General features: G+C 68.6%; 8 protein-coding genes. 6 read left to right on the top strand and 2 right to left on the bottom strand.

The annotated features are described in order from the left end of the window. Window positions 1-103 precede the first annotated feature (103 nt). Window positions 104-2008 carry an AMP-dependent synthetase/ligase gene (locus AB0N66_RS25675; protein WP_365439215.1) on the top strand — a complete coding sequence of 635 codons (1905 nt, stop codon included), beginning with the start codon at window positions 104-106 and terminating at the stop codon, window positions 2006-2008. 120 nt (window positions 2009-2128) lie between these two features. Here the strand turns inward: AB0N66_RS25675 and AB0N66_RS25670 are convergent, their stop codons facing one another. Continuing rightward, window positions 2129-2332, bottom strand: coding sequence for a cold-shock protein (locus tag AB0N66_RS25670; protein WP_037627265.1), 204 nt, complete (start codon window positions 2330-2332; stop codon window positions 2129-2131). A gap of 358 nt (window positions 2333-2690) precedes the next feature. Between AB0N66_RS25670 and AB0N66_RS25665 the strand changes: the two genes are divergently transcribed. Continuing rightward, the gene (locus AB0N66_RS25665) at window positions 2691-3539 is read left to right on the top strand and encodes a menaquinone biosynthesis protein (RefSeq protein WP_365439213.1); all 849 of its coding nucleotides are present in this window, start codon (window positions 2691-2693) and stop codon (window positions 3537-3539) included. Between the two features lie 65 nt (window positions 3540-3604). Beyond that, window positions 3605-5377 (top strand): protein kinase, encoded by a 1773-nt coding sequence (locus AB0N66_RS25660; RefSeq protein WP_365439428.1) that lies wholly within the window; start codon window positions 3605-3607, stop codon window positions 5375-5377. On the opposite strand, the gene AB0N66_RS25655 is transcribed toward AB0N66_RS25660, so the two are convergent. Then, on the bottom strand, window positions 5364-5981 hold the full coding sequence (locus AB0N66_RS25655) for a hypothetical protein (RefSeq protein WP_365439211.1): 618 nt from the start codon (window positions 5979-5981) through the stop codon (window positions 5364-5366). The genes AB0N66_RS25660 and AB0N66_RS25655 overlap by 14 nt on opposite strands. An 87-nt stretch (window positions 5982-6068) precedes the next feature. On the opposite strand from AB0N66_RS25655, the gene AB0N66_RS25650 reads away from it, so the two are divergent. The 3 genes from AB0N66_RS25650 (at window position 6069) to AB0N66_RS25640 (ending at window position 13539) form a co-directional block, all read left to right on the top strand. Next, window positions 6069-8405 (top strand): PQQ-binding-like beta-propeller repeat protein, encoded by a 2337-nt coding sequence (locus tag AB0N66_RS25650; RefSeq protein WP_365439209.1) that lies wholly within the window; start codon window positions 6069-6071, stop codon window positions 8403-8405. A gap of 60 nt (window positions 8406-8465) precedes the next feature. Continuing rightward, window positions 8466-8924: a hypothetical protein gene (locus AB0N66_RS25645; protein WP_365439207.1), complete on the top strand. Its 459-nt coding sequence runs from the start codon at window positions 8466-8468 to the stop codon at window positions 8922-8924. 157 nt (window positions 8925-9081) lie between these two features. After that, window positions 9082-13539: an FtsK/SpoIIIE domain-containing protein gene (locus tag AB0N66_RS25640; protein ID WP_365439205.1), complete on the top strand. Its 4458-nt coding sequence runs from the start codon at window positions 9082-9084 to the stop codon at window positions 13537-13539. The last annotated feature ends 55 nt before the right edge of the window (window positions 13540-13594 follow it).

The following is a 13594-nucleotide window of genomic DNA, read 5'->3' as shown; positions in this document are numbered from 1 at the left end:
TCAAACACTCGTCCGCCCCACTTGAACCCCGGACTCCCCAGCAACGTATGAGGAATCGGGCATCTCACCCCGCCCCGGCCCCCGGCCGACAAGGAGCCACCCCGTGTCCAGCCAGTACTCCTCCGAACCTCCGTACCTGGAGCCCGAGATCAAGCGGCTGGACGGGGTCGTGCGCGAGGTGGCCACACCGCCGCTGGTCGCCCCGATGACGCACGGCTCCCTCGCGGACATACCGTTCGACAACGAGACCGCGGCCCCGCAGGAGGCCGTCCTCAGCCGCAAGGGCCCGGACGGCGAGTGGACCGACGTGACCGCGGCCGAATTCGCGGCCCAGGTACAGGCGGTGGCGAAAGGCCTGATCGCGGAGGGACTCGCCCCCGGCGACCGCATCGCCATCATGGCGCGGACGACGTACGAATGGACGCTCCTGGACTTCGCCGCCTGGGCGGCGGGCCTGGTCACCGTCCCCGTCTATCCCACCTCCTCCGTCTTCCAGGTCCGCTGGATCCTCCAGGACTCGGGAGCCGTCGCGCTCGCCACCGAGACCGTCGCGCAGGCCGCCGCCCTCGGCCCGGAACGCGACCGGATCCCCGACCTGCGGCACATGTGGGTCTTCGAGAAGGGCCACGTGGAGCGGCTGGCCGAGCTGGGCCGGGACGTCCCCGACCAGGAAGTGGGCGTACGGCGGGGGGTGTTGGGCCCCGACACCCTCGCCACCCTCATCTACACCTCGGGCACGACGGGCCGCCCCAAGGGCTGCGCGATCACCCACGGAAACTTCTTCGCCGAGATCGACAACGCGGTCGAACTGCTCTTCCCGATCTTCAGGACCCGCACCCAGGACGCGGCCTCCATGCTTCTCTTCCTGCCCCTCTCGCATGTCTTCGGCCGGATGGTCGCGGTCGCCTGTCTGCGCGCCCGCGTGAAACTCGGCCACGCGCCGAGCCTCCAGACCGAGGACCTGCTCGCCGACCTGGCCTCCTTCAAGCCGAGCGTCCTGCTGGCCATCCCGTACGTCCTGGAGAAGGTCTTCAACACGGCCCGTGCGACGGCCGAGCGGATGAGCCGCGGCTCGTCTTTCGACCGGGCGGCGCGTATCGCGCAGCGGTACGGCGAGGCGCTGGAGGCCCGCCAGCACGGCACGGGTTCAGGACCGGGCCGGGCCCTGCGCACCGCCCGCGCCCTCTACGACCCCCTGGTCTACCGCCGTATCCGCAACGCCCTCGGCGGCAAGGTCCGCTACGCGATCTGCGGCGGCTCCCCGCTCGGCCGCCGCCTCGCCGCGTTCTACGCCGGCGCAGGCATCGAGATCTACGAGGGGTACGGCCTGACGGAGTCGACCGCCGCCGCCACGGTCACCCCTCCGAACAAACCCCGGCTGGGAACGGTGGGCCGCCCCCTCCCGGGCACCCGGGTGCGGATAGCCGCCGACGGGGAGATCCTGCTGAACGGCGGGCAGATCTTCCGCGGCTACTGGGACCCCCACGCGGGCGGCGTGGTCGACGCGGCCCCGGACGGCTGGTTCGCGACCGGCGACATCGGCGAACTGGACGACGGCGGCTACCTGACCATCACCGGCCGCAAGAAGGAAATCCTGATCACGGCGGGCGGCAAGAACGTGGCCCCGGCCCCCATGCAGGACTGGCTCCGCGCCCACCCCCTCATCGCCCAGTGCATGGTCCTGGGCGACCGCCGCCCCTACGTCACCGCCCTCATCACACTCGACCCCGACGGCATCAACCACTGGCGCCAGATGAACGGCAAGCACGCGGTCCCCGCCGAGCTGCTCGTCGACGACGAGGAACTGCTCGCGGTCCTCCAGCGCGCCATCGACGAGGCGAACAAGCTCGTCTCCCGCCCCGAGTCCATCCGCCGCTTCGCCGTCCTCCCGGGCGCCTTCACGGAGCAGGCGGGTCACCTCACCCCCACCATGAAGCTGAAGCGGGACGCGATCGCGGGCGACTTCGCCAGGGAGATCGAGGGCTTGTACGCGGACTACGAGAAGTAGGCGAGGGCGCGGGGGCGGCCCGGCGGGCAAAGGCAGGAGCCCCGCGACAGGCTGCCGCGGGGCTCCTTGGGTACTGCTATCCGATCCTGTTCAAAGCACTGGGCTCATGGAGCCGCAGGCTTAGAGCGGGGTTACGTTCTCCGCCTGCGGGCCCTTCGGACCCTGCGTCACGTCGAAGGAGACCGACTGGTTCTCCTCGAGTGAACGGAAACCGTTGGCGTTGATCGCGGAGTAGTGGACGAAGACGTCCGGTCCTCCGCCTTCCTGGGCGATGAAACCAAAGCCCTTTTCGGCGTTGAACCACTTCACGGTTCCGGTAGCCATAAGCCCTCCTTGGGCCCAAAGGGTTGCCCTGCTCCAGAACCTGCAAGGTGTAAACATCTGCGTGTAAACAACTGCATTCATCTGAAAACGACGAGAGCCCGCGGTCACATGCTCCGCAGGCTCTGTACTGCAAGGGAAACCAAACTGCAACTTGCGGGCGAGCTTAGCTACCCGGGCAGCTGAAAGCAATAGAGGGCAAGATCACGTCACCCAGAGGTTTGACCAGCAAGGCATCTGGGTTGACGGCGCAGTGGATCAGTACCTGTCACAGGGGTTGACACGAGAGGTACGGACGGTTTCCGAAACCACTCAGGGACCCGAAGCCTGCACCGTACCTCACTGGGTCTAGCCTCGCGATGTGGACAATTCTCGCAACCGGCCGCGCGTCGGCCACATCCAGTTCCTGAACTGCCTGCCCCTGTACTGGGGGCTCGCGAGAACAGGCACGCTCCTCGACTTCGAGCTCACCAAGGACACCCCGGAGAAGCTCAGCGAGAAGCTGGTGCGGGGCGACCTCGACATCGGGCCCATCACGCTCGTCGAGTTCCTCAAGCACGCCGACGAGCTCGTCGCCTTCCCCGACATCGCGGTCGGCTGCGACGGCCCGGTGATGTCCTGCGTGATCGTCTCGCAGGTCCCCCTCGACCAGCTGGACGGCGCCCGCGTCGCCCTCGGCTCGACATCTCGTACGTCGGTCCGCCTCGCCCAGCTTCTGCTGGCCGAGCAGGTCGGCGTCGAGCCGTCGTACTACACCTGCCCCCCCGACCTCCCGCTGATGATGCAGGAGGCCGACGCCGCCGTACTGATCGGCGACGCGGCGCTGCGCGCCAACCTGACCGAGGGCCCGAAGCTCGGCCTGGAGGTGCACGACCTCGGCGCCATGTGGAAGGAGTGGACGGGCCTGCCGTTCGTCTTCGCCGTCTGGGCGGTCCGCCGCGACTACCTGGAGCGCGAGCCCGCCGTCACCCGCAAGGTCCACGAGGCCTTCCTGGCGTCCAGAGACCTGTCCCTGGACGAGGTCGGCAAGGTCGCCGAGCAGGCGGCACGCTGGGAGGCCTTCGACGAGAAGGTCCTGGAGCGGTACTTCACGACCCTCGACTTCCGCTTCGGCGGCCCGCAGCTGGCGGCCGTACGGGAGTTCGCCCGCCGGGTCGGCTCGACCACCGGATTCCCGTCGGACGTGAACGTACGGCTGCTGGAGTCCTGAGGCCCCGGGGGCTCACGGCACTACTCTGCTAGCAGTAGTGCGTACGGGGGAGAGGGATGAGCGCCATGCAGCCGCTCGGAGTCGACGAACCCACGGTCGTGGGGCCCTACCGGTTGCTCGGCCGGCTGGGGTCCGGCGGCATGGGCCGGGTGTATCTGGGCCGCAGCGCGGGCGGGCGTACGGTCGCGGTCAAGATCGTGCACCCGCACTTCGCGCTCGACGAGGAGTTCCGCGCCCGTTTCCGCCGCGAGGTCGATTCCGCGCGGCGGGTGGGCGGCGCGTGGACGGCCCCGGTCCTGGACGCTGACCCGGAGGCGCCGGTGCCGTGGGTCGCGACGGGCTACGCGGCCGGCCCGTCGCTCGCGGCCGCCATCAACGACACCGGCCCGCTTCCGCTCCATTCCGTACGAGTCCTGGGCGCCGGCCTCGCCGAAGCGCTCTCGGCGGTCCACGCGCTGGGCCTCGTCCACCGCGACGTCAAGCCGTCCAACGTCCTGCTGACCCTCGACGGCCCCCTGCTCATCGACTTCGGCATCGCGCGCGCCACGGACGGCACGGCGTCGCTGACCTCGACGGGCGTCTCGGTCGGTTCCCCCGGCTACATGTCTCCCGAGCAGATCCTCGGCAAGACCGTCGCGGGGGAGGCGGACGTCTTCTCGCTGGGCGCGGTGCTGGTGTACGCGGCGACCGGTGAGCCGCCCTTCCCCGGCGACTCCTCCGCGTCCCTCCTCTACAAGGTGGTCCACGAGGAACCCCGACTCGGCTCCCTGGAAGGCGAGTTGCGCGACCTGGCCGCCGAGTGCCTGGCGAAGGACCCGGGCGAGCGGCCGACTCCCGGTGACATGGCCCGCCGCCTCGCCCCGGACGGAGCGGCCCGGCTGGTGACAGCGGGGTGGCTGCCGGGACCGATGGTGGAGCAGGTCAGCCGCAGCGCCGTGCGGTTGCTGAACCTGGAGACGGGGGAGACGGGGTGGCCGCCGGCTTCGGGGCCGGTGGAGTTCAGCCGGCCTTCGGTGGGGACCGGTGAGCTTTCGGCAGGGACCAGTAGTCCTTCGGTGGGGACCGGCGGATCTGTGGCGGGCGGCGGCAGTCCTTCGGTGGCCGGGGAGTTCGGGCCGCCGCCGGTCATGACGCCGGCCGGCCCCAGCTACGTACCGGATCGACGCGGGACCTACATCCCGGATCAACGTGAGACCTACGCCCCGGATCCACGCGAGCCGCGCGATGCGACGCCACCGCCCGCCGACCGCCCCGGCAAGGTCTCCGTCAGTGTGGCCGCCATCTCCGCGACCGGTGTGAACGGCCGTGGCCGCAGGCTGAGTTGCACGGTCGCTCTGGCGGTCGCGGGAGCGCTGGCGGCGGTGACGGTGGGCTCGGCGTTCCTCTTCGACCTGCTGCCGGGCGAGGACAAGCCGACCCAGTCGGGCGACTCGGCGACGGACACCCGCCCCTCCACGTCGACGAGCGCGTCCGCTCCCGGGGAGCAGTCGATCCCCGCCTCCTACCTCGGCACCTGGGAGGGCGACGGCCTGGCGCTCAGCGGCACCCTCCCCATGGGCACCATCCGCGTCACCGTCCACCAGGCTGCCGTGGGCGAGGAGTTGGGCACCTTCCGCCAGACCGATCAGATCGGCGGCATCTGCGACGACGTACTCATCCTGAAACAGGTGACGTCCAAGCAGCTCGTCGTCACAAGCGTCGCCGAGGAGTCCAACCGCGACGTCTGCACGACCGGCGAGCACGAGGTACGCCTGACTCCCGTCGGCGACGACCTCAAGTACGAGACGGACAACGCGGAGGCGGGGGATCCGGTGGCTCGGATGTCTAGGGTCGAGTAGTGGACGGGGCACCGGCGTCGGAGGTCCGGCGCCGCCTGTCGTAGGCGGCGTAGGCCGCGAGGAGCAGCACCGAGCCGACGAGAGTCGCGGCCAGGCCCACGAGGGAGACATAGGGGTAACGGCCGCTGATCCAGCAGTGTTCGCTGGACGACGAGCAGCCTCCGGAGCCGCTGCGGCGTGTGGGGTGCCAGGTCTGCATGGCGATGGCCGAGATGAGGACGGCGGATGCCGCTCCCGGCAGTGAGAGCGCGATCCACGGCAGTGAACGAACTTTGTCCTGCCGCCACTTCACCCGAGTCAGCGGCATCCCGAAGAGTGGCAGCGAGACAGGGAACAGCAGTCCCGCCGTGACGGCGAAACCGTAGCCGCCGCCCGGCCAGTCCGGAGCCACCTCGTGCCACAGGTCACCGGCCCACGCGAGCGGGCCCATGGCCAGGGCGACAACGGCGCCGAGGCCGATGAGAACGACGAGACAGGCGAAGCCGACGGCGCGGGATCGCCTCCAGGAACGCCCCGTTGCTGACGGCCTGCCGGCGCCGGAACTGCTGTACCCGAGGGCAGGCGCGGCCGCCCGTCGCCGCTTCGGTCGCGTCGATCCGCTCACTGGACCTGCCCTCCCCGTCCGCCCCACCCGTTACTACTGTGTCTGCGATAGCGAACACCATCATCACGCAACGGGGAAGGCTCGACCATGGAGATACTGCAGCCGGACGATCCACGGGGATTGGGCAGCTACCGGTTGCTGCGAAGACTGGGCGCGGGCGGCATGGGCCGGGTGTATCTGGCCCGTTCGCCCGGTGGACGCACCGTCGCGGTGAAGGTCGTACGCCCTGACCTCGCGGCGGACGGCGACTTCCGCCGCCGGTTCGAGCACGAGGTCGAGATAGCCCGGGCCGTCTCGGGCCGCTACACCGCTCCCGTCGTGGACGCCGACCCGAGTGCACCGCTGCCGTGGCTGGCGACGTCGTATGTGCTCGGCCCCGACCTCACGGACGTGGTGGAAGCGCACGGGGCTCTTCCCGAACTCACGGTCCGCGCGCTGGGTGCGGGCCTGGCCGCCGCCCTCCAGGAGATCCACGCGGCGGGCCTGATCCACCGCGATCTCAAGCCCTCGAACGTCCTCCTTGCCGCCGATGGCCCCCGCGTCATCGACTTCGGCATCGCCCGCGCGGTGGACGGAAACCGTATGACCCAGACGGGAGTTGTGGTCGGCTCACCCGGCTACATGCCCCCGGAACAGGCGCTCGGCAGGGACGTCGGAACGCCCGGCGACGTCTTCTCCCTCGGCGCCGTCCTCGCCTTCGCGTCGACCGGCCGCAACATCTTCGGCGACGACGCGGTCTCCCACGCGGCCATGCTCTACCAGGTCGTCCACGGCGAACCCGACCTCACCGGCGTACCGCAGTCCCTGCTCGGCCTGATCCGCGCGTGCCTGCTGAAGGATCCGGCACAGCGCCCGGCCCCGACTGAGATCGTGGCGGCCCTGGCCCCGGGCGGCGTCGAGAACGTACTGACCAACTGGCTCCCGTCGGCGGTGGCTTCGACGATCGCCACGCACGCGGCGGGGATCCTGGACCTGGAGGCTCCGGAGGAGCCTGCACAGGTGCAGGTACTGGCACAGACCTTCGGCCCGGCTCCGTCGATGCCAGCCGGGACGCCTGTGCCCGGTGGCACGCCTCTGCCGAGGTATGGGACACCGCCGACCGGTACCCCCGTACCCGGCTATGGCACCCCGCCAGGCGGCACCCCGGGATACGCCAGGTCTTCCCCGGGTACCGTCCACCTCGGCCCGCCCGCCCCGGCCCCCGCCCCCTCCCGCCGACGCTTCCTCGGCCTGACCGCGGCCGGTGTCGCGGGCGTCGCGGCGCTCGGCGGCGGCACCGCCTGGTGGCTCTCCCGCGACGGCACCTCCTCCGGGACGTCGACGAGCTCAAACGGCAACGGCAGTTCGGCCGAACCGGCCGCGGAGAACTTCACCACGCCACCCGCCGGCACCGCACCGCAGCCGCTGTGGCACAAATCGGTGGCGGAGGACAGCACGACCGACAGCCTGCCGCTGCTCACCCACGACGGCGTGCTGCTGATCAGCGGTGACCCCCTGGTGGCGTACGACGTGAAGACGGGCAAGGCGCGCTGGTCCCGTAAGGAGGCCTGCCGCCCGGGTGCCCACCTACTGCTGGCCGACGGCAGGTTGTTCCTGGCCGACACGGACTACGACGGAGTGCTCATCGCACGGGACGTGGCCACCGGCGAGGAATCCTGGCGCAGCCGCCTGAGCAAGGAGCTGCAGGTCGACGGGACGATCGCCATCGACGCGAAGAACGTCTACGCCAAAGTGACGGACTATGGCGAATCACGCAGTGCCACAGACTTCCGCCTGGCCATTGCGGCGATCAGCCACAGCACGGGCAAGCAGGTGTGGCTGCAGAAGCGCGACTGGGGCACCAAAGACTGGGACGTCGAGGGCGTGGTCAATGGGAAGTACCTCGTCTACGCCGACTCCAACTACAACCTCACCGTCCGCGACACCGCCACCGGCGCCCAGCTGTGGACCAAGAAACTGGGCGACGACTGGAGTTGGACCCCCACCGTCGCCGCCGGCCTCGTCTTCCTTCCCGGCGAGACGCTGACGGCGATCGACGCGGACTCCGGGAAGACGAGTTGGACGCTGTCGCCCAACGGCCGTCGCGGTTTCCACGAGCCCACGGTCATCGACGGCGTGCTCTACGTCAGCGACTACGACCACGGCGTGTGGGCCCTTGATGCCAAGACGGGCAAGAAGATATGGCTCTGCGAGGACCCCGGGGCCGACGAGGCCGCGAAGACGTTCCTCCGGGCCGGGGAGACCCTGTATGCGGCCACGCTCATGGACGGAGGCGGGATCTACGCCCTGGAAGCGAAGACGGGCAAGCCACGCTGGGTCTACAACGACAACAAGGATCCGGGGGAGCCGTGGCAGGTTGCGATCTCGGGGAACCGGCTGTTGGTTACGCATGGGTATGAGATCTATGCGCTGCCGGCGGTGTGAGATAGGCCAGAGAGTTCTTGTCAGGTAGGTAGTCAGCGAACCCGAGCGATTGCGATCGTCATGTCTGCAGATTCGTCGTCAGCGTACGAAGTCCACTTCACCTGGACGCCTTTCCAGCTGCTCAGCGGCGCGTGGAAGAAGCGACTCGTCGCGTTCCGCGTCGATCAACAAGGCGTGACCTTGGGTGGTGCACCCGCACGGCATGAGCGTCAGACCGCCTTCGTTCCCTGGAGCGACATCGAAGCGGTGGTGTTGTGGCAGCAGGACACTGCCGCGTTGACGCCGATGCGTTACGTGGGCCTCCGCCGCAGAGCGGGTGCCCCTGTGCTTCCGGGGCCCAACGCTGCCCTGAGCCGGGATCAGACTGGCCGCCTGGCTTCGCATGTCGATCACGAGGTCTTCCTGGCGAGTAGGCACATCAACCTCTGGACGCTCGACCGAGAGCGTTTGGCTGAGGCCATGCGCACGTTTGCTCCGAGGGTCCCGTTGGAGGAGATGGCCAATCCGGAGGATAAATAGAGAAAAGAGAGAACTATCCCAATTTGTCGCATAGTTAGTCCCTCCCCGATATGTGCACAGCGCCGCACCCGGATGGCTGACCACTGCGGGCTAAGCTCTGAGCGGCTTGGTTCAGATCATTACCGGCAGGATTCGAAGGGGAGGGGGACACGTCCCGATGCGAGTGCGGGCGACCGTAGTCCGGGAAGGAGTCGCACCACAGGACGCGGTTATCAACGTTGACGACGGTACGACCGCAGGTGAAGTGGCTGCGGCCGTGGACCGGCTCTATGGGCGAGGCGGTCCTGCGTCGTTCTCGCCTCAGCGGGTGCTGACGCCTCTTCCGCATCAAGCCCCTTCGTGGCAGCGGCCGGCCGCCGTTGCAGGGCTGTGGGTGGACGGCAGGCTCTGCGAACCAGAGGCAAAGATCGGGAGTGCGCTGAGGGACGGGGTCCGCCTCACGACCGACCCATCTGTCGGCCCCTTCATGGTTAGTGGCGAGCCCGTCGGCAGGTATGAGGTCACCGTCAGCGGTGGCGCCGGGGCAGGCCGAGTTGCCCGGCTGTCCGCAGGAGTCAGCACGATTGGCTCCGGGCCCACTGCCACACTCTCGGTAGAGGACCCCTATCTTGCGCAGCTGGCCGCGAGGGTGACCGTCGGCGTCAAGGGGCGGATTGAGATCGCCCCATTCGACGGCGCCGAACTCACCCTGGATGACGAGCCGGTGTCCGGCCCGCAGGCGTGGCAGCCGGGAGCACTGCTGAAGTCCGGCGAATCACTGTTCAGCCTCTCCGAAGTCGGTGAACCCGATGCTCACCTCTCGCCCGCCGGAGCGGGTGGTCTGGCCTACAACCGCCCGCCGCGCCTGACTTCGCCGAGGGCGAAGCCGCGACTGATCGTCCCCGCACCGCCGAACAAGGACGAAGCCCAGCGCTTCCAGCTCATTTCTGCGGTGCTCCCCCTGTTCTTCGGAGTGGGCATGTACTTCGTCACCAAGATGATCTACATGCTCCTGTTCTGCCTTCTCTCGCCCATCATGATCTTCGGCCAATGGGTCAGCGACAGGCGTCACGGTAAGAAGAAGTACCGAGCGGCCATGAAGGAGTACAGGAAGGCCAAGGCCGAGCATGAAGTCGAGGTGGAGCGGCTGAGCGAGCTCGATCAGCGCCGCAGGCGGGAGGCCTACCCGGACCCGGGTCAGCTCTTGTTGTTCGCCACCGGTCCGCGGCGGCGCTTGTGGGAACGCCGGATCACTGACCCGGACGCGATGCACCTGAGGGTCGGTTTCAGTGATCTCCGTGCAGAGATCGACCTGGCCAACGCCCGCACTGCCAGCGCGGACGTGGACGACCCGGAACCTCCAGTGGTGACCAACGTGCCGCTGACACTGCCATTCGCAGAGCTCGGAGTGGTCGGCATCGCAGGAGACCGGCCACGGGCGGTAGCCAGCGCTCGGTGGATGGCTGCTCAGGCTGCGGTCCTCCACAGCCCTCGTGACCTTTCCGTGGTGGTGCTGACCTCGGCGACGGACGCTGCGGAGAACTGGAGTTGGGCGCAATGGCTGCCTCACACGAGTCCTCAGCAGGGCCAGAACTGCGTCGCCTTGATGGGCACCGATGCGGAATCCATCTCGCGACGGGTCGCCGAACTCCTCGCGGAACTCACCAGACGCCAGGCAGTCGCCAGGGAGAACGGCGGGCTGAATGTGCTCCGTCCCGACCCGCAGGTGCTGCTCATCCTTGATGGCGCTCGGTTGCTGCGCAGAGTGCCCGGCGTCCCTCAACTGCTCCAGGAGGGGCCGGCTCACGGAATCTTCGCGCTGTGCGTCGACGAGGACGAACGGCTTCTGCCGGAAGAGTGCCGCACTGCCATCTGCTGGACACCGGAATCGGCGAGCAGGGTTCACCTTCGGGGATACGGATACGAGGCCGCAGGAGACGTACTGGCAGATCAGGTCTCCACTGCCTGGTGCGAACGGATGGCCCGTGCTCTCGCACCCGTGGTGGATGTGAGCCGAGACGACGCAGACAGTGCGCTGCCCACGGCCGCGCGCCTGCTCGATCTGCTGGAGATGCCGAACCCGACCGGTGCCGACATCGCCTCGATCTGGCAGCGAGGTGGGGCGACCACGGCTGCTCCGATCGGACTGGCCGCCGACGGTCCCTTCGTCCTGGACATCCGGCGGGACGGACCGCACGCACTGATCGCAGGCACGACCGGTGCCGGTAAATCGGAGCTGCTGCAGACAATCATCGCTTCGCTGGCCGTGGGTAACACTCCGGATTCCCTCAACTTCGTGCTCATCGACTACAAGGGCGGAAGCGCCTTCCAGGACTGTGCGCGGCTGCCGCACACCGTTGGCATGGTAAGCGACCTTGATGCCCACCTGACGGAGCGTGCGCTCGCGTCGCTCGCCGCGGAGTTGAAGCGACGGGAGGAAATTCTCTTCGAAGCCGAGACCAAGGACATCGAGGACTACAACGATGCCCGAAGACTGAGGCACGAACTCGAGCCCATGCCACGGCTCATGCTCGTCATCGACGAGTTCGCCTCGCTGGTCGCGGAGCTTCCCGACTTCATCGCGGGGCTCGTGGACATCGCGAGGCGGGGCCGGTCGCTGGGTGTGCACCTCATGCTTGCGACGCAGCGCCCAGCAGGTGTGGTCAGCGCGGACATCCGGGCCAACACCAACCTTCGTATCGCGCTTCGCGTCACCAACGGCGAGGAATCGCGCGACGTCATTGACGCCCCCGACTCGGGCAACATCTCGAAGGCGACACCCGGTCGCTGCTATGTACGGTCCGGAGCCCAGTCGCTCGTCGGAGTCCAGTCCGCGCGTATCGGTGGGCGTCGGCCCGGCCTCGACACTGCGCCTCAGGTCAGCTTGAACCTCCTGGACTGGGTGGCTTACGGACATCCGCCACCGCGAGCCACGCAGGCCGACGGCGACGACGGCACGATGGTCACTGACCTGGCTGTACTGGTGGAGGCGATTGGCTCGGGGGCACAGCAGCTCGGCTGTGCCACTCCCCGGAGCCCGTGGCTGCCGCCAATTCCCTCGCACGTGCTGACCTCGGAGCTGCCCGCTCTGCCCGAGGCGGGTCCGGGCGCCGATACGGTCCGCCCCGTGCCCTTCGGACTCACCGACCTGCCGGCCCAGCAAGCACGTGCCGCACTGGCGCTAGACCTGGCCGACGGGGAGCACCTGATGATCGCGGGTGGTCCGCGCTCCGGGCGGTCGACAGCACTGCGGACGGTCGCAGGAGCGCTTGCGCAGAACTGCGCACCGAACGACGTCCATATCTACGGCATCGACTGCGGAGCCAACGCGCTGCTCCCGCTGACCAGCCTTCCGCACTGCGGCGCGGTCGTAACCCGTGATCAGACTGCTCGCGTCGATCGTCTGCTGGGACGGCTCCTTGACGAGGTCACACGACGACAGATGCTCCTCGCGGAGAAGGGCCAGTCAAGCGCTGCTGAGCAACGCGCCGCCGCGGAGCCCGCGGACCGTCTGCCGTGGATGGTCGTTCTCATCGACGGGTGGGACGCTTTCCGCCTGGCGTTTGAGAACTACGACTACGGACGCCTCGTCGAAGCAGCGAAGCGGCTGTTCCGCGAGGGTGCCGCCGTTGGCGTCAAAGTAGTTCTCGCCACGGATCGCAGCGGCCTCATGGGCGAGATCGCCAGCTCCTTCGCCGAACGGCTCGTACTGAGGCTTGCCGACCCACAGGACTACTCGTTCGCGGGCATCACGCCGAAGGACGTACCCAAGGAGGTGCCGTCCGGCAGGACCCTCAAGGCGACGGACGACGGCGTGCAGGAGAGCCAGATCGCGCTGCTCGCCGAGAACCCGAGTGGCCAGGCGCAGGTGGCGGCGCTACAGGAGATCGCACGGATGGCGGTGCAGACCTGGCCACGTCCGGTTCCTCATCAGAGGCCCATCCGGGTCGACGTGCTGCCGGCGCGGATCAAGGCCTCTGAGGCCCTGGCGCTGCAGCCCGACTCCACTCCGCCGTCGGAACTGTGGGCGCTCTTCGCGGCAGGCGGGGACGAACTGTCGCCGCTCGGTATGGACTTGGAGGAGTCGGGGCCCGGCTTCGTCATCTCGGGTCCGCCGAAGTCAGGGCGCTCCAGCACTCTGGTGGCGGCGGCGATGTCGTTGCTCGGCCGTGGCACGGAGGTCATTCTCATCACCCCGCGGCGTTCTCCCTTGCGTGACCTGGCCTCGGAGCCCGGTGTGCTCGGGTCGCTCGACAGCGAGAGCTCGTCCGACGATCTTCAAGCACTGACGAGCAGTGCGCGGGGACCGTACGTGATCCTTGTGGATGACGCTGAGTTGATCTATGACACCCCGCTTGACGAGGCGCTCGAGGAGGAACTGCGCCGTGGCATGGACGGAGGCCTTGGCCTGATCGCGGCTGGCGCGGTCGACACGCTGTCGTCGCAGTACCGCGGCTTCGTGGTGCAGGCACGGCGTTCGCGCAACGGCTTTCTGCTCTCCCCGCAGGGCACGGCGGACGGTGAGATGTTCAATATCCGCCTGTCGTCGAACAGCGGGGGTGGCGGGCCGACCGGTCGTGGACTCTTTGTTCGGAGCGGAGAGGCCACGCCGGCGCAGGCGGTGTTGCCGGACTAGGGGCGCCTTATCTCTGAGGCGTAGCAACGCATTCGGGCCGGACAGCTCCAAGGCT

Source organism: Streptomyces sp. NPDC093544 (assembly GCF_040683495.1).
Lineage (GTDB): Bacteria > Actinomycetota > Actinomycetes > Streptomycetales > Streptomycetaceae > Streptomyces.
This window is presented reverse-complemented; position numbering and strand designations above follow the sequence as displayed.

Coding starts and splice junctions, on each gene's coding strand:
- AB0N66_RS25660 (WP_365439428.1), top strand. CDS start 3,605: ATGCAGCCGCTCGGAGTCGACGAACCCACGGTCGTGGGGCCCTACCGG.
- AB0N66_RS25670 (WP_037627265.1), bottom strand. CDS start 2,332: ATGGCTACCGGAACCGTGAAGTGGTTCAACGCCGAAAAGGGCTTTGGT.
- AB0N66_RS25640 (WP_365439205.1), top strand. CDS start 9,082: ATGCGAGTGCGGGCGACCGTAGTCCGGGAAGGAGTCGCACCACAGGAC.
- AB0N66_RS25645 (WP_365439207.1), top strand. CDS start 8,466: ATGTCTGCAGATTCGTCGTCAGCGTACGAAGTCCACTTCACCTGGACG.
- AB0N66_RS25650 (WP_365439209.1), top strand. CDS start 6,069: ATGGAGATACTGCAGCCGGACGATCCACGGGGATTGGGCAGCTACCGG.